The following is a 15,369-nucleotide window of genomic DNA, read 5'->3' on the forward strand; positions in this document are numbered from 1 at the left end:
TTATGAATCTCCTGATCGAACTGCTCGCTTTCGCGGTTGCGATTGGAGTGCTCGTGGTGGTCCACGAGTACGGGCACTACAGCGTCGCGCGTCTATGCGGCGTGAAGGTGCTGCGCTTTTCGATCGGCTTCGGCAAGCCGCTCGTTCAGTGGATCAGCCCGAAGACCGGCACCGAGTGGACGATCTCCGCGCTGCCGTTGGGCGGTTACGTGAAGATGCTCGACGAGCGCGAAACCGGCACCGCGCAGATTCCCGCGGCCGACCTGCCGCACGCGTTCAATCGCCAGTCGGTATGGCGCCGGATCGCGATCGTCGCGGCCGGCCCGGTTGCCAACTTCCTGCTCGCGATCGTGCTGTTCGCGCTGGTCTTCGCGACCGGCGTGACCGAGCCCGCCGCGGTGATCGCGACGCCCGCGCCGAATACGCCCGCGGCCACGGCCGGCTTCGAGGGCGGCGAGACGATCGTCGGCGTGCGCACCGGCAATAACGACGAGACCGAGCCGGTGCGTTCGTGGTCGGATCTGCGCTGGAAGCTGCTCGGCGCTGCGTTCGATCATCAGCACATCGTGCTGGCCGCGAAAGATTCGCATGGCATTTCCGATTTTCCGCTGGACCTGCGCGGCCTGACCGAGAAGGACGTCGACGATGACCTGATGGCGCGGCTGGGCTTCGAGCCCGGCGGCGGCAAACTGACGGTCGCGGGCGTGCAGTCGGGCAGCGCTGCGCAGAAGGCGGGGCTGGTCGCCGGCGACCGGCTGCGCGCGCTCAACGGCGTGCCGACCGACAACGCGGCGGCCTTCATCGCCTACGTCAAATCGCACGCCGGCGTGCCGGTCACGCTGCAGATCGAGCGCGGCGGCCGCGGCGGTCATCCGGCCGGCAAGCTCGAAGAACTGAGCATCGTGCCGCAAGCGCAGCGCGATGCGGCGAGCGGGCAGCAGATCGGCCGCATCGGCGCCGAACTGGCGACTCAGGTGCCGTCGATCGACGTGCGTTATGGACCGCTCGACAGTCTGCGGCTCGGCGCGCATCGCACGTGGGAACTGTCGGTGTACTCGGTGCGCATGTTCGGGCGGATGATCGTCGGCGAAGCATCACTGCGCAATCTGTCCGGTCCGGTGACGATCGCCGATTACGCGGGAAAGAGTGCACGTCTGGGTCCCAGCGCGTTTCTCTCGTTCCTGGCCCTTGTCAGCATTAGCCTCGGCGTGCTGAACCTGCTACCGATTCCGGTATTGGACGGGGGTCATCTGTTATATTATTTGGTTGAAGCTGTGACCGGTAAAGTTGTCTCCGATCGCTGGCAACTCGTTTTTCAAAGGGCGGGTCTCGCCTGCATCGTCGCATTGTCGGCGATTGCGCTGTTCAACGACCTGGCTCGTTTAATCCATTTCTAAAGTGTCTGGCGGCGTTCAAGAGGGCGGCCGTCTGACCTGATGCAGCTATACACACTGGGGAAGCACGTTGTTTAAACCTCATCGCTTTGGTCCAAAGACGGTTATAGCCGCGGCACTCGCCGCGCATGGGCTGGTTGCTCACGCAACGACGCCCTTCGTGGTGCAAGACATCCGCATTGAGGGATTGCAACGCGTCGAACCGGGCACCGTGTTCGCGTACCTGCCCATCAAGCAAGGCGATACATTCTCCGACGACAAGGCGTCCGAAGCGATTCGCGCGCTATATGCAACGGGCTTCTTCAACGACGTCAGAATCGCGACCGAAGGCAACGTGGTCGTCGTGCAGGTGCAGGAGCGTCCGGCCATCGGCACGATCGACTTCGCCGGCATTCACGAGTTCGAGAAGGACAACCTGATCAAGGCGTTGCGCGCGGTCGGGCTGTCGCAAGGGCGTTACTACGACAAGGCGCTGGTCGACAAGGCCGAGCAGGAACTGAAGCGCCAGTACCTGACGCGCGGTTTCTACGCGGCCGAAGTCACCACCACGATCACGCCGATCGACCGCAACCGGGTCGGCATTCTGTTCTCGGTGGCAGAAGGCCCGAGCGCGAAGATCCGCCAGATCAACTTCATCGGCAACAAGACTTTCAGCACCGGCACGCTGCGCGACGAGATGCAGCTGTCCACGCCGAACTGGTTCTCGTGGTACACGAAGAACGACCTGTACGCGAAAGACAAGCTTACCGGCGACCTGGAGAACATCCGCTCGTATTACCTGAATCGCGGCTACCTCGAGTTCAACATCGAGTCGACCCAGGTGTCGATCTCGCCGGACAAGAAGGACATGTACCTGACGGTCACGCTGCATGAGGGCGAGCCGTACACGATTTCGAACATCCGCCTCGCCGGCAATCTGCTCGATCGCGAAGCAGAGCTGAAGAAGCTGATCAAGATCAAACCGGGCGACCGCTTCTCGGCGGAAAAGCTGCAGGCCACCACGAAGGCGATCGTCGACAAGCTCGGCGAGTACGGTTACGCATTCGCGACCGTCAACGCACAGCCGCAGATCGACCAGAACAACCACACGGTCGACCTCACGCTGCAGGTCGACCCGAGCCGCCGTGTGTACGTGCGCCGCATCAACGTGGTCGGCAACACCCGCACGCGCGACGAAGTGGTGCGCCGCGAAATGCGCCAGCTCGAAAGCTCGTGGTTCGATTCGAACCGCCTCGCGCTGTCGAAGGACCGCATCAACCGTCTGGGCTACTTCACCGACGTCGATGTCACGACGATTCCGGTGGAAGGCACGCCCGACCAGGTCGACATCGACGTGAAAGTGGCCGAAAAGCCGACCGGCGCGATCACGCTCGGCGCCGGTTTTTCGTCGACGGACAAGGTGGTGCTGTCGGCCGGTATCTCGCAAGATAACGTGTTCGGCTCCGGTACCAGCCTGTCGGTGAACGTCAATACCGCGAAGACGTACCGCACGCTGACGGTCACCCAGGTCGATCCGTACTTCACTGTGGACGGCATCAAGCGCATTACCGACGTCTACTACCGCACCTATCAGCCGCTGTACTACTCGACGGATTCGAGCTTCAAGATCGTCACGCTCGGCGGCGACCTGAAGTTCGGCATCCCGTTCTCCGAAGTCGACACCGTGTACTTCGGCGCGGGCTTCGAGCAGAACCAGCTCGACGTCGATGCGAACACGCCGGCTTCGTACAAGCAATACGTGCAGGACTTCGGCCGCGTTTCGAACAACGTGCCGCTGACGGTGGGCTGGTCGCGCGATGCGCGCGACAGCGCGCTGGTACCGAGCCGCGGCTACTTCGCGCAGGCCAACGCCGAGTACGGCACGCCGATCGGCGGCACGCAGTACTACAAGGCCGACATCAACGCACAGTACTATTACTCGTTCGCGCGCGGCTTCGTGCTGGGCTTCAACTTCCAGGGCGGCTACGGTAACGGTCTGTCCGGCAAGCCCTATCCGATTTTCAAGAACTACTACGCGGGCGGTATCGGTTCGGTGCGGGGCTACGAGCCGAGCTCGCTGGGTCCGCGCGACAAGACGACCGGCGACCCGATCGGCGGCTCGAAGCTGCTGGTCGGCAATATCGAGTTGACGTTCCCGCTGCCTGGCACCGGTTATGACCGCACGTTGCGTGTGTTCACGTTCCTCGACGCCGGTAACGTGTGGGCGGACGCGAGCTCGGCGGCTACGTCGGTGGGGTCGAACGGTCTGCGTTACGGCTACGGTGTCGGTCTCGCGTGGATCTCGCCGATCGGCCCGCTCAAGCTGAGCCTCGGCTTCCCGCTGACCAAGCACACCGGCGACCAGTATCAGAAGTTCCAGTTCCAGATCGGGACCGCGTTCTGATCGGAGCGACGACGCTTGCGGCCGCCGGCGGCCGCAAGCGGGCAGCAAACTACAGTATCGAGAGGATGACTTTGCTAACCGGAATGTTTTCGAAACGTGTAGCGTGCGCATTGGCGCTGGCCATGACCCTGGGCGTCGGGGTCGCGCATGCGCAGGAGGCGAGAATCGCCGCGGTGAATTCCGACCGGATCCTGCGCGAATCGGCTGCGGCCAAGGCCGCACAGGTCAAGCTCGAGGCCGAATTCGCGAAACGCGACAAGGACCTCGCCGACATGGCGCAGAAGCTCAAGTCGATGTCCGATTCGCTCGACAAGAGCGGCGCGTCGCTGTCGACCGCCGATCGCGCGCAGAAGCAGCGCGACCTGTCGCAGCTCGATTCGGACTTCCAGCGCAAGCAGCGCGAGTTCCGCGAAGATCTGAACCAGCGCCGCAACGAGGAACTCGCGGCGGTGCTCGATCGCGCGAACAAGGTCATCAAGCAGATCGCGGAAACGCAGCACTACGATCTGATCGTGCAGGAAGCGGTGTACGTGAGCCCGCGCATCGATATCACCGACCAGGTGCTCAAGGCACTGGCGGCGTCGGGTAACTGAGCACCGCAGGACAGGAGACAGGATAGGCATGGGATTTACGCTCGAGGACATCGTCCAGCGGTTCGGCGGTGAAGTAGTCGGTAACGGTTCGCAGCGCGTGGGCAGTCTCGCGCCGCTCGACCAGGCAGGCCCGGACCAGTTGGCGTTCCTCGCCAATCCGAAGTATCTGTCGCAGGTCGAGACGACCCGCGCGGGCGCGGTGCTGATCAGCGCCGGCGATCTCGCGAAGCTGGCCACGCCGGACGGCCGTAACTTCATCGTCACGCCGAATCCGTACGCTTACTTTGCGCGCGTCGCGCAAACCTTCATCGACCTCGCGGCGCCGAAGGCGCTGCCCGGCGTACATCCGAGTGCCGTCATCGACCCGTCCGCGCAGATCGCGGCGAGCGCGGTGATCGGCCCGCGCGTCACAATCGAAGCGGGCGCGGTGATTGGCGAGCACGTGCGGCTCGACGCGAACGTCGTGATCGGCCGCGGCACGCGCGTCGGCGCGTACTCGCATCTGTACCCGAACGTGACGGTCTACCACGGCTGCAAGCTCGGCGAGCGCGTGATCGTGCATGCCGGCGCGGTGATCGGCTCCGACGGCTTCGGCTTCGCACCGGACTTCGTCGGCGAAGGCGATGCACGCACCGGCAGCTGGGTGAAGATCCCTCAGGTCGGCGGCGTGTCGATTGCAAACGATGTCGAAATCGGCGCGAACACCACGATCGACCGTGGCGCGATGGCCGACACGATCATCGAGGAGTGCGTGAAGATCGACAACCTCGTGCAGATCGGCCACAACTGCAAGGTTGGCGCGTACACGGTGATCGCGGGCTGCGCGGGTATTGCGGGTAGCACCACGATCGGCCGTCACTGCATGATCGGCGGCGCGGTCGGGATTGCCGGCCATGTGACGCTCGCCGATTACGTGATCGTCACCGCGAAGTCCGGCGTGTCGAAGTCGCTGCTCAAGCCGGGCATGTACACGAGCGCGTTCCCGGCCGTGAATCACGCCGACTGGAACAAGAGCGCGGCGTTGCTGCGCAATATCGACAAGCTGCGCGATCGCATCAAGGCACTCGAAGCGAACGCCGCCGCCGCGGCGGACAAGGGCGGCCACACCGGCGCCAACCCGGCAGCCGACTCATCCCCGGGTACAAACACCTAAGATCACCGGCGGCGCGCCGGCACCGCGTAAAATAGCGGGCGAGCATCAGGAAGCAAAGCCGGTTGCCGTGACCGGGTGGCACGGCCGCCGGTCACGAGATGCGCCGGCCGCGCGCGTTCTCAACCCACCTGCACCAGCATCCGCAGTCATCATCGCGCAGTCAATGCGTGAGCAGAAACACCATGAGCACCGAAAAAATCAATCTCGACATTCATAAGATTCTCACGCTGCTGCCGCATCGTTATCCGATCCTGCTGGTCGACCGGGTGCTCGAACTCGAACCGCACAAGAGCATCAAAGCGTTGAAGAACGTGTCGATCAATGAGCCGTATTTCCAGGGACACTTCCCGACGCGGCCGGTGATGCCTGGCGTGCTGATCCTCGAAGCGCTCGCGCAGACCGCGGCGCTGCTGACGTTCTCGGAAGAGCCGAGCGATCCGTCGAACACGCTGTACCTGTTCGTCGGCATCGACAATGCGCGCTTCAAGCGCGTGGTGGAACCGGGCGACCAGCTGATCCTGAACTGCACGTTCGAGCGCCATATGCGCGGCATCTGGAAGTTCAAGGCGCGCGCGGAAGTGGACGGCGTCGTCGCGGCGGAAGCCGATCTGATGTGCGCGGTGCGCCACACGGACAAAGACGCCTGAAGCCCGTGAGCGGGCCAGCGGCGGCGCGCGCCGAGCGCGCTCCCGGCCTGCGCGCGAGTCCATCCAGACAACGCAACAGAATCAGAAGCGAGGACGCATGAGCAGGATTCATCCCACTGCGATCATCGAAGCGGGCGCGCAGCTCGACGAATCCGTCGAAGTCGGACCGTACGCGGTGATCGGCGCACACGTGACGATCGGCGCGCGTAGCACGGTCGGGTCGCACAGCGTGATCGAAGGGCACACCACGATCGGCGAAGACAACCGCATCGGCCATTACGCGTCGGTCGGCGGCCGTCCGCAGGACATGAAGTACCGCGACGAGCCGACCCGGCTCGTGATCGGCAACCGTAACACGATCCGCGAATTCACCACGATCCACACCGGCACCGTGCAGGACGCCGGCGTCACCACGCTCGGCGACGACAACTGGATCATGGCCTACGTGCACATCGGCCACGACTGCCACGTCGGCAACAACGTGATCCTGTCGAGCAATGCGCAGATGGCCGGCCACGTGACGATCGGCGACCACGCGATCATCGGCGGCATGTCGGGCGTGCACCAGTTCGTGCGCATCGGCGCGCATTCGATGCTCGGCGGCGCATCGGCGCTGGTGCAGGATATCCCGCCGTTCGTGATCGCCGCGGGCAACAAGGCCGAGCCGCATGGGATCAACGTCGAAGGGCTGCGTCGCCGCGGCTTCTCGGCGGACGCGATTTCGGTGCTGCGCACCGCGTACCGCGTGCTGTACAAGAACGGCCTGTCGCTCGAAGAGGCGAAGGTGCAGCTGCGCGAACTCGGCGCCGCAGGCGGTGACGGCGACGCGCCGGTGCAGACGCTGCTCGCGTTCGTCGAAGCGTCGCAGCGCGGCATCATCCGCTAGGCGATGGCGTTGCAACCCAGTCCGCTGCGCGTCGCGATGGTGGCCGGCGAGCCGTCCGGCGACCTGCTCGCCGCGTCGTTGCTCGACGGTCTCGCCAGCCGGCTGCCGGCCGGCACGCAGTATTACGGCATTGGCGGCCCGCGCATGATCGCAGCGGGTTTCGACGCCCACTGGCCGATGGAAAAGCTGACGGTGCGCGGCTATGTCGAAGCGCTGCGGCACATCCCCGAAATTCTCGGCATCCGTAACGAACTGAAGCGCCAGCTGCTCGCGGAGCCGCCGTCGGTGTTCGTCGGCGTCGATGCGCCCGATTTCAACTTCGGGCTCGAGCATCGGCTGCGCGACGCCGGCATTCCGACCGTGCACTTCGTCTGTCCGTCCATCTGGGCGTGGCGCGGCGGGCGCATCAAGAAGATCGCGAAAGCGGTCGACCACATGCTGTGCGTGTTTCCGTTCGAAACCGCGCTGCTCGAAAAAGCGGGCGTCGCGGCGTCGTACGTCGGTCATCCGCTCGCCGACCAGATTCCGCTCGAGCCGGACACGCTCGGCGCGCGGCGCGCGCTCGGCCTGGCGCAGGACGGTCCGGTGATCGCGGTGTTGCCGGGTAGCCGGCGCTCCGAAATCGACCTGATCGGTCCGACGTTTTTCGCGGCGATGGAAATGATGCAGCATCAGGAGCCGGGCCTGCGCTTCGTGATGCCGGCGGCCACGCCGACGCTGCGCGCGATGTTGCAGCCGCTCGTCGACGCGCATCCGGGCCTCGCGCTGACCATCACCGACGGCCAGTCGCAGCTCGCGATGACCGCCGCCGATGCGATCCTCGTGAAGAGCGGCACTGTCACGCTGGAAGCCGCGCTGCTGAAAAAGCCGATGGTGATCTCGTACAAGGTGCCCTGGCTGACTGGCCAGATCATGCGCCGGCAGGGCTATCTGCCGTACGTCGGGCTGCCGAACATTCTGGCCGGGCGCTTCGTGGTGCCGGAAATCCTGCAGCACTTCGCGACCCCGCAGGCGCTCGCCGAGGCGACCCTGAAACAGTTGCGCGACGAAGCGAACCGGCGCACGCTGACGGAAATCTTCACGGAGATGCATCACGTGCTGAAGCAGAACACCGCGCAGCGCGCGGCGGAAGTCGTCGCGAGCGTCGTCGAACAGCGGGCGGGGCGGCCATGACCGCGGCGCGCGCACCGCGCCGCAACACCGCGGCCGTGGTCCGGGTGACAACGCAGGCCGGCCTGAACTTCGAGAGCGCCGAAGACATCGTCTGCGGCGTCGACGAGGCGGGGCGCGGGCCGCTGGCCGGTCCGGTGGTCGCCGCGGCGGTGATCTTCGATCCGGCCAAACCGATGATTCGCGGCCTCGACGATTCGAAGGCGCTCAGCGCGAAGAAGCGCGACGAGTTGTACGAGAAGATCGTCGACCGCGCGCTCGCTTATTGCATCGCGTCGGCCACGGTCGAGGAAATCGATTCGCTGAACATCCTGCACGCCACCATGCTCGCGATGAAGCGCGCGGTGGAGGGCCTGGCGGTCGTGCCCACGCTGGTCAAGATCGACGGCAACCGCTGCCCGACGCTGTCCATTCGCAGCGAGGCGGTGATCGGCGGCGATGCGCTCGTGAAGTGCATTTCGGCGGCGTCGATTCTCGCGAAGGTCACGCGCGACCGCATCCTGCTCGAGTTGCACGAGGCCTTTCCGATGTACGGCTTCGACGCGCATTCCGGTTACGGCACGCCGCAGCATCTGGCGGCGCTGCGCGAGCATGGTCCGTGCGCGCATCATCGGCGTTCGTTCGCGCCGGTGCGTGAAGCGCATCTGCGTTTCGGCACGGGTGTGCCGTTGGTGGCGGCCGAGGCGGTCGTCGTGGCCGACGCGCTGCTCGATAACGACGCGTTCGGCGCAGCCGGGCTCGCATAAAGACCACGGCGGCGCGGCCCGCGCATGGGTCCGCGTCGCAATTCCGAAGCGCCGGTTCCTCCCTTATCCATTCTCATTGCCTTCGCTGCCTGTGAAAGCCATCACCTCGCGGGACAATCCGCTCTACAAGCGCCTGAAGGCACTGGCCGGTTCGACGCATCAACAGCGCCGCAGCGGCCATGCGCTGCTCGAAGGCTTCCATCTGGCGAGCGCGTATCTGGACGTCGCCGGTCAGCCCGAGTTGTGCGTCGTCACCGAAGGCGCGCTGCGTCACGACGAAGCGCAGGCGATCGTGTCGCGCATCGACGAACACCGGCTCGTGACGCTGCCCGATGCATTGTTCGGTCAGCTATCGAACGTCGTGCACGGGGTCGGCATCGTGCTGCTGGTCGAGAAGCTCGACGCGCCCTTGCCGGAGCGGATCACCCAAAACTGTCTCGTGCTCGACGGTGTGCAGGATGCGGGCAACGTCGGTTCGATTTTGCGCAGCGCGGCCGCCGCCGGCATCGAGCATGTGTTCTGCGCGCCGGGCACCGCGTATGGGTGGTCGTCGAAGGTGCTGCGCTCGGGGATGGGCGCGCATTTCCTGTTGCAGATTCATGAGGACGTCGAAGCGAGTACGTTGCTCGAACGTCTGGCGGTGCCGGTCGTGATCACCGATTCGCACGGCGCCGAGGCGATCTACGACTGCGACCTGAGCGGACCGCTCGCGTGGGTGTTCGGCAACGAAGGGGCGGGGGTGTCGCAGATCTGGCGCGACGCGGTGTCGTTGCGGGTGACGATCCCGCAGCCGGGCGGGATGGAATCGCTGAACGTGGCGGCCGCGGCGGCGGTCTGCGTGTTCGAGCAGTGCCGGCAGCAGCGCGCTGGAGCCAGCAGCCCGAAGTAAGCAAATAGCGTTGCGCGCCATTGTTTCCGGCCGCGCAACGCATCACAGTCAGGCGCCGCTCAATACGACGGCCGGTCCAGCTTGACTTCCTGCAGGATGGTCGTCGCGATTTCTTCGATCGACTTGTGGGTCGACGACAGCCACTTGATCCCCTCGCGCCGCATCATCGTCTCGGCTTCGTTGATCTCGTAGCGGCAGTTTTCCAGCGCCGCATACTTGCTGCCCGGACGCCGCTCGTTACGGATCTCCGACAAACGCTGCGGATCGATCGACAATCCGAACATCTTCTGCCGGTGCTCGAGCAGCGGTGTCGGCAGCTTGCCGCGTTCGAAGTCTTCCGGAATCAGCGGATAGTTCGCCGCCTTCACGCCGTATTGCATCGCCAGGTAGAGGCTGGTCGGCGTCTTGCCGCTGCGCGATACGCCGACGAGGATCACGTCCGCGTCGGCCAGGTTGCGGTTCGACTGGCCGTCGTCGTGCGCGAGCGAGAAATTGATCGCCTCGATCCGGTTCTTGTACTCCTCGGTGTCCGCGTTCTGGTGACCGCGGCCCATCGCGTGGCTCGACTTCAGTTCGAGCTCCTGCTCCAGCGGCTCGACGAAGGTCTGAAACATGTCGAGCACAAGCGCATTCGAGCCCTTGACGATCTGATTCGACGCGCTATCGACGAGCGTCGTAAAGACGATCGGCCGACGGCCGTCCTGGATGACCGACTCGTTGATTTTTTCCAGCGTGACATAGGCCTTTTCGGTCGAATCGACAAAAGGCACGCGAACCAGGCGGAATTTCTGGTCGAACTGGGAGAGGATCGAATGCGCGAAGGTTTCGGCAGTAATCCCGGTACCGTCAGAGACGATAAATACGGTGGGCGGCATCAGTGGAGCTGGGAACGTGAGCGCAGTTTGCGCGTCGACCAAAACGACGCGCGGCGCGCTCGAATCTATTAGCGCTGCGGCGCTGCCGCGTTCCGGCGGCTGACCGGAGACGGGCGGCGTCGACGCAGCGCGCCGTGAGCAAGCGCCACGTTCGCACCCCGGGCCTTCATGCCGCGCAAAAGCCCGCTGGCTGGGTGGGGCGCGCATCGAGGCGCAATTCTCGTCCGACTGCCACATTTCAGGAGTCGGCACGGTAGAATAGCGGCAACCTGTTGGATAAGCAATTGCAGGCGATTGGCGGCTAACTCGCCGTGAACGAACGTTCAACATCATGCTATCGGCCGTCAACTTGAGCCGAACACGATGGATCGAGCGGCAAATTCGCCCAATCGCATTCTTCTCCGGCGCACCGCCGGCGCGTCGGCACCGCGCCCGGCGTGCACGTTGAATGCCACCGCGATTGCTTATCTAACAGGTTGTGCAAGACACGGGGTCGAGCTTCCAATGGGCTGCCCGTGTTCAAGCCCACTTGCACAGCCGTGAATTTCTTTCACACTTAGGGGCTTGTATGACTAACGCAGTTACCGTCGCAAAGGACAAGGCGTATGTAGTTCCGTTCGAGCAGTTGCGGATGACCGACGTGGAAATCGTCGGCGGCAAGAACGCGTCGTTGGGCGAGATGATCAGCCAGCTCGCCGAAGCCGGCGTGCGCGTGCCGACCGGTTTCGCCACCACGGCGCTCGCTTTCCGCGACTTCCTGCAGCACAACAATCTGACCGAACGCATCGCCAAACGTCTCGAGACGCTCGACGTCGACGACGTGAAGGCACTCGCCGAAGCGGGCAAGGAGATCCGTCAATGGATCGTCGACGCGCCGCTGCAGCCGCAGCTCGAGGCTGACATTCGCGCGGGTTTCGCCACGCTGCAAAACAGCTCGCCCGAAGAGCTGTCGTTTGCCGTGCGCTCGTCCGCGACCGCGGAAGACCTGCCGGATGCATCGTTCGCCGGTCAGCAGGAAAGCTATCTGAACGTGGTCGGCATCGACGACGTGCTCGATCGCATGAAGCACGTGTTCGCGTCGCTTTATAACGACCGCGCTATCTCCTATCGCGTCCACAAGGGCTTCACGCATGCTGAAGTCGCGTTGTCGGCCGGTGTGCAACGCATGGTGCGCTCGGACGTCGGCGCCGCCGGCGTGATGTTCACGCTCGACACCGAATCGGGTTTCAAGGACGCGGTCTTCATCACGTCGAGCTACGGCCTCGGTGAAACCGTCGTGCAGGGGGCGGTGAATCCGGACGAGTTCTACGTCTTCAAGACCACGCTCGCGCAAGGCAAGTACCCGATCATCCGTCGCTCGATCGGCTCGAAGCTGATCAAGATGGAGTTCACCAAGCCGGGCGAGCCGGGCCGGGTGAAGACCGTCGACGTCCCGCACGAGCAGCGCAACCGCTTCTCGATCACCGACGAAGACGTGATCGAACTGGCGAAGTACGCGGTCATCATCGAGAAGCACTACCAGCGTCCGATGGACATCGAGTGGGGTAAGGACGGCCGCGACGGCAAGATCTTCATCCTGCAGGCGCGCCCGGAAACCGTGAAGAGCCAGGGCGGCGGCAAGGCCGAACAGCGCTTCAAGCTGAAGGGCCAGTCGAACGTGCTGACCACCGGCCGTGCAATCGGCCAGAAGATCGGCGCGGGTCCGGTGCGCGTGATCCACGATCCGTCGGAAATGGACCGCGTGCAGCCGGGCGACGTGCTGGTCGCCGACATGACCGACCCGAACTGGGAGCCGGTGATGAAGCGCGCATCGGCGATCGTCACGAACCGCGGCGGGCGCACCTGCCACGCGGCGATCATCGCGCGTGAGCTCGGCGTGCCGGCGGTGGTCGGCTGCGGCGACGCGACCGACGTGCTGAAGGATGGCGCGCTCGTCACCGTGTCGTGCGCGGAAGGCGACGAAGGCAAGATCTACGACGGTCTGCTCGAAACCGAAATCACCGAAGTGCAGCGCGGCGAACTGCCGCCGATTCCGGTCAAGATCATGATGAACGTCGGCAATCCGCAGCTCGCGTTCGACTTCTCGCAACTGCCAAATGCAGGTGTCGGTCTCGCGCGTCTCGAGTTCATCATCAACAACAACATCGGCGTGCACCCGAAGGCGATTCTTGAGTACCCGAACGTCGATCAGGACCTGAAGAAGGCGGTCGAAAGCGTCGCGCGCGGTCACGCGTCGCCGCGCGCGTTCTACGTCGACAAGCTGACCGAAGGCATCGCGACGATCGCAGCGGCGTTCTATCCGAAGCCCGTAATCGTGCGTATGTCGGACTTCAAGTCGAACGAGTACAAGAAGCTGATCGGCGGTTCGCGCTACGAGCCGGACGAGGAAAACCCGATGCTCGGCTTCCGCGGCGCATCGCGCTATATCGCGGAAGACTTCGCCGAGGCGTTCCAGATGGAATGCGTCGCGCTGAAGAAGGTGCGGGAAGAGATGGGTCTGGACAACGTCGAGATCATGGTGCCGTTCGTGCGTACGCTGAAGCAGGCGCAACGCGTGGTCGAGTTGCTCGGCAAGTTCGGCCTGAAGCGCGGCGAGAAGGGCCTGCGTCTGATCATGATGTGCGAAGTGCCGTCGAACGCGATCCTCGCCGAAGAGTTCCTGCAGTACTTCGACGGCTTCTCGATCGGCTCGAACGACCTCACGCAGCTCACGCTCGGCCTCGATCGCGACTCCGGTATGGAACTGCTCGCGGTCGACTTCGACGAGCGCGACGCGGCGGTCAAGTTCCTGCTCAAGCGTGCGATCGAAACCTGCCTGCGCCTCGACAAATACGTGGGCATCTGCGGTCAGGGCCCGTCCGATCATCCGGACTTCGCGCAATGGCTGACCGACGAAGGCATCAAGTCGATCTCGCTGAACCCCGACACGATCGTCGAGACGTGGCAGCAGTTGGCCAAGTCGAAACAGTAATTGACGAAGTCGTGCATGCCGCTTTTCAGGCGGCATGCATAACGGCAGGCGCGTTGATTGTTAAACCCGGCGACGCCTGCCGCGACACCCGTCAAATGCGCGTTCGCTTCGTGCTATAAACACCCCGGTAGATCCGGGGTGTTTTGCTTTGTGGAGGTCGACGTGGCGCCTGGTGGGCTGTTCTGGTGGATCGGGGCGGGTGTGCTGGTCGTGCTGGAGTTGACCAGCGGCACCTTCTATCTGTTGATGATCGCGATCGGCTTCGTTGCGGCCGCGCTCGCGCATATTGCCGGCGCGAATGCGGATATGCAGTTCGCGGTCGCCGCGGTGGTCGCGCTGGCGGCGGTCGTGCTGCTGCGGCGCTCGCGCTTTGGACGGCGCAAGCGCGAACATGCGTCGCGCAACCCGGACGTCAATATGGATATCGGCCAGACGCTCAGCGTGCCGGCCTGGCAAGCGCGCAAGGCGCGCGTGATCTATCGCGGCGCCGCGTGGGACGTCGAGCTCGCCGACGGCGAACCCGAAGACGCGCAAAGCTACGAAATCAGGGAATTGCGCGGCAGTTCTCTGGTGGTCGTCGCGAGCCGAAGCTCGCCAGCCTGAACTCGAATCACGCAGGTCGCGCAACCTGCGCACAACAATTCCACACGTGGACCGGAGGGCAGTCATATGGATTCAACCATCGTCGCGGCAGTGCTGCTGATCGTCGTGATCGTGCTCGCGTCGCAGACCATCAAGATCGTGCCGCAACAGCATGCGTGGGTGCTCGAGCGACTCGGCCGTTATCACGCGACGCTGACGCCGGGTTTGAGCTTTGCGTTTCCGTTCGTCGACCGGATCGCGTACAAGCACGTGCTGAAGGAAATTCCGCTGGAAGTGCCGAGCCAGGTCTGTATCACGCGCGACAACACGCAGCTTCAGGTCGACGGCGTGCTGTACTTTCAGGTCACCGATCCGATGAAGGCCTCGTACGGTTCGAGCAACTTCGTGTTCGCGATCACACAGCTGTCGCAGACCACGCTGCGCTCGGTGATCGGCAAACTCGAACTCGACCGCACCTTCGAGGAGCGCGATTTCATCAACCACAGCATCGTCTCCGCGCTCGATGAAGCTGCAGCGAACTGGGGCGTCAAGGTGCTGCGCTACGAGATCAAGGACCTGACGCCGCCGAAGGAAATCCTCCACGCCATGCAGGCGCAGATTACCGCCGAGCGCGAAAAGCGCGCGCTGATCGCGGCATCGGAAGGGCGCAAGCAGGAGCAGATCAATATCGCGTCGGGTGGCCGCGAGGCGGCGATCCAGAAGTCCGAAGGCGAGCGCCAGGCGGCGATCAATCAGGCGCAGGGCGAAGCGGCGGCGATTCTGGCCGTCGCCGAAGCGAACGCGCAGGCGATTCAGAAGATCGCGGCGGCGATCCAGTCGAACGGCGGGATGGACGCGGTCAACCTGAAGGTGGCCGAACAATACGTGAATGCGTTCTCGAATCTGGCGAAGCAGGGCACCACGCTGATCGTGCCGGGCGATATGTCGAATATGAGCTCGATGATCGCGTCGGCGCTGACGATCGTGAACAAGGGCAAGTCCGGCGGCGACGTTATTCGAAGCTAAGTTCGCTAATCACGCGTGGCGAGCCCACGCCGAACTTTTGCACAAAAGCAAATG

At 64.1% G+C, this 15,369-nt stretch carries 13 protein-coding genes; 12 read left to right on the forward strand and 1 reads right to left on the reverse strand.

The genetic code is table 11. From position 1 onward, the window contains the following. The first annotated feature begins 2 nt into the window (after window positions 1-2). The 9 genes from rseP to LJ656_RS18235 all read left to right on the forward strand — a co-directional run bounded on the left by rseP (window position 3) and on the right by LJ656_RS18235 (window position 9,861). Window positions 3-1,397: an RIP metalloprotease RseP gene (gene rseP, locus LJ656_RS18195; protein ID WP_230510761.1), complete on the forward strand. Its 1,395-nt coding sequence runs from the start codon at window positions 3-5 to the stop codon at window positions 1,395-1,397. Window positions 1,398-1,464: 67 nt separating this feature from the next. Then, window positions 1,465-3,777 carry an outer membrane protein assembly factor BamA gene (gene bamA / locus LJ656_RS18200; protein WP_230510762.1) on the forward strand — a complete coding sequence of 771 codons (2,313 nt, stop codon included), beginning with the start codon at window positions 1,465-1,467 and terminating at the stop codon, window positions 3,775-3,777. Between the two features lie 71 nt (window positions 3,778-3,848). Then, on the forward strand, window positions 3,849-4,370 hold the full coding sequence (locus LJ656_RS18205; RefSeq protein WP_178392180.1) for an OmpH/Skp family outer membrane protein: 522 nt from the start codon (window positions 3,849-3,851) through the stop codon (window positions 4,368-4,370). 28 nt (window positions 4,371-4,398) lie between these two features. Beyond that, entirely contained in the window at window positions 4,399-5,523 is a 1,125-nt protein-coding gene (gene lpxD, locus LJ656_RS18210) for a UDP-3-O-(3-hydroxymyristoyl)glucosamine N-acyltransferase (RefSeq protein ID WP_230510763.1), read from the forward strand. Window positions 5,524-5,705: 182 nt separating this feature from the next. Next, window positions 5,706-6,170, forward strand: a complete 465-nt coding sequence (fabZ, locus tag LJ656_RS18215) for a 3-hydroxyacyl-ACP dehydratase FabZ (RefSeq protein ID WP_006048683.1) — start codon at window positions 5,706-5,708, stop codon at window positions 6,168-6,170. A gap of 97 nt (window positions 6,171-6,267) precedes the next feature. Further along, a complete protein-coding gene (lpxA, locus tag LJ656_RS18220; RefSeq protein ID WP_230510764.1) occupies window positions 6,268-7,056 on the forward strand; it encodes an acyl-ACP--UDP-N-acetylglucosamine O-acyltransferase in 789 nt (262 codons plus the stop codon). 3 nt (window positions 7,057-7,059) lie between these two features. After that, entirely contained in the window at window positions 7,060-8,229 is a 1,170-nt protein-coding gene (gene lpxB / locus LJ656_RS18225; RefSeq protein ID WP_230510765.1) for a lipid-A-disaccharide synthase, read from the forward strand. Continuing rightward, window positions 8,226-8,972: a ribonuclease HII gene (rnhB, locus tag LJ656_RS18230; protein ID WP_230510766.1), complete on the forward strand. Its 747-nt coding sequence runs from the start codon at window positions 8,226-8,228 to the stop codon at window positions 8,970-8,972. Before lpxB ends, rnhB begins: the two co-directional genes overlap by 4 nt. 91 nt (window positions 8,973-9,063) lie before the next feature. Beyond that, a complete protein-coding gene (locus LJ656_RS18235; RefSeq protein WP_230510767.1) occupies window positions 9,064-9,861 on the forward strand; it encodes a TrmH family RNA methyltransferase in 798 nt (265 codons plus the stop codon). A 59-nt stretch (window positions 9,862-9,920) separates the two neighbouring features. On the opposite strand, the gene ppsR is transcribed toward LJ656_RS18235, so the two are convergent. Further along, on the reverse strand, window positions 9,921-10,736 hold the full coding sequence (gene ppsR / locus LJ656_RS18240; protein WP_230510768.1) for a posphoenolpyruvate synthetase regulatory kinase/phosphorylase PpsR: 816 nt from the start codon (window positions 10,734-10,736) through the stop codon (window positions 9,921-9,923). Between the two features lie 568 nt (window positions 10,737-11,304). Here ppsR and ppsA point away from each other — a divergent pair. The 3 genes from ppsA to LJ656_RS18255 all read left to right on the forward strand — a co-directional run bounded on the left by ppsA (window position 11,305) and on the right by LJ656_RS18255 (window position 15,315). Next, window positions 11,305-13,707 (forward strand): phosphoenolpyruvate synthase, encoded by a 2,403-nt coding sequence (gene ppsA, locus LJ656_RS18245; protein ID WP_230510769.1) that lies wholly within the window; start codon window positions 11,305-11,307, stop codon window positions 13,705-13,707. Between the two features lie 162 nt (window positions 13,708-13,869). Continuing rightward, window positions 13,870-14,310, forward strand: a complete 441-nt coding sequence (locus tag LJ656_RS18250) for an NfeD family protein (RefSeq protein ID WP_230510770.1) — start codon at window positions 13,870-13,872, stop codon at window positions 14,308-14,310. A gap of 66 nt (window positions 14,311-14,376) precedes the next feature. Further along, window positions 14,377-15,315 (forward strand): SPFH domain-containing protein, encoded by a 939-nt coding sequence (locus tag LJ656_RS18255; RefSeq protein WP_230510771.1) that lies wholly within the window; start codon window positions 14,377-14,379, stop codon window positions 15,313-15,315. Window positions 15,316-15,369: the final 54 nt, after the last annotated feature.

The sequence above is a fragment of the Paraburkholderia sejongensis genome (assembly GCF_020880815.1).
GTDB classification, from domain to species: domain Bacteria; phylum Pseudomonadota; class Gammaproteobacteria; order Burkholderiales; family Burkholderiaceae; genus Paraburkholderia; species Paraburkholderia sejongensis.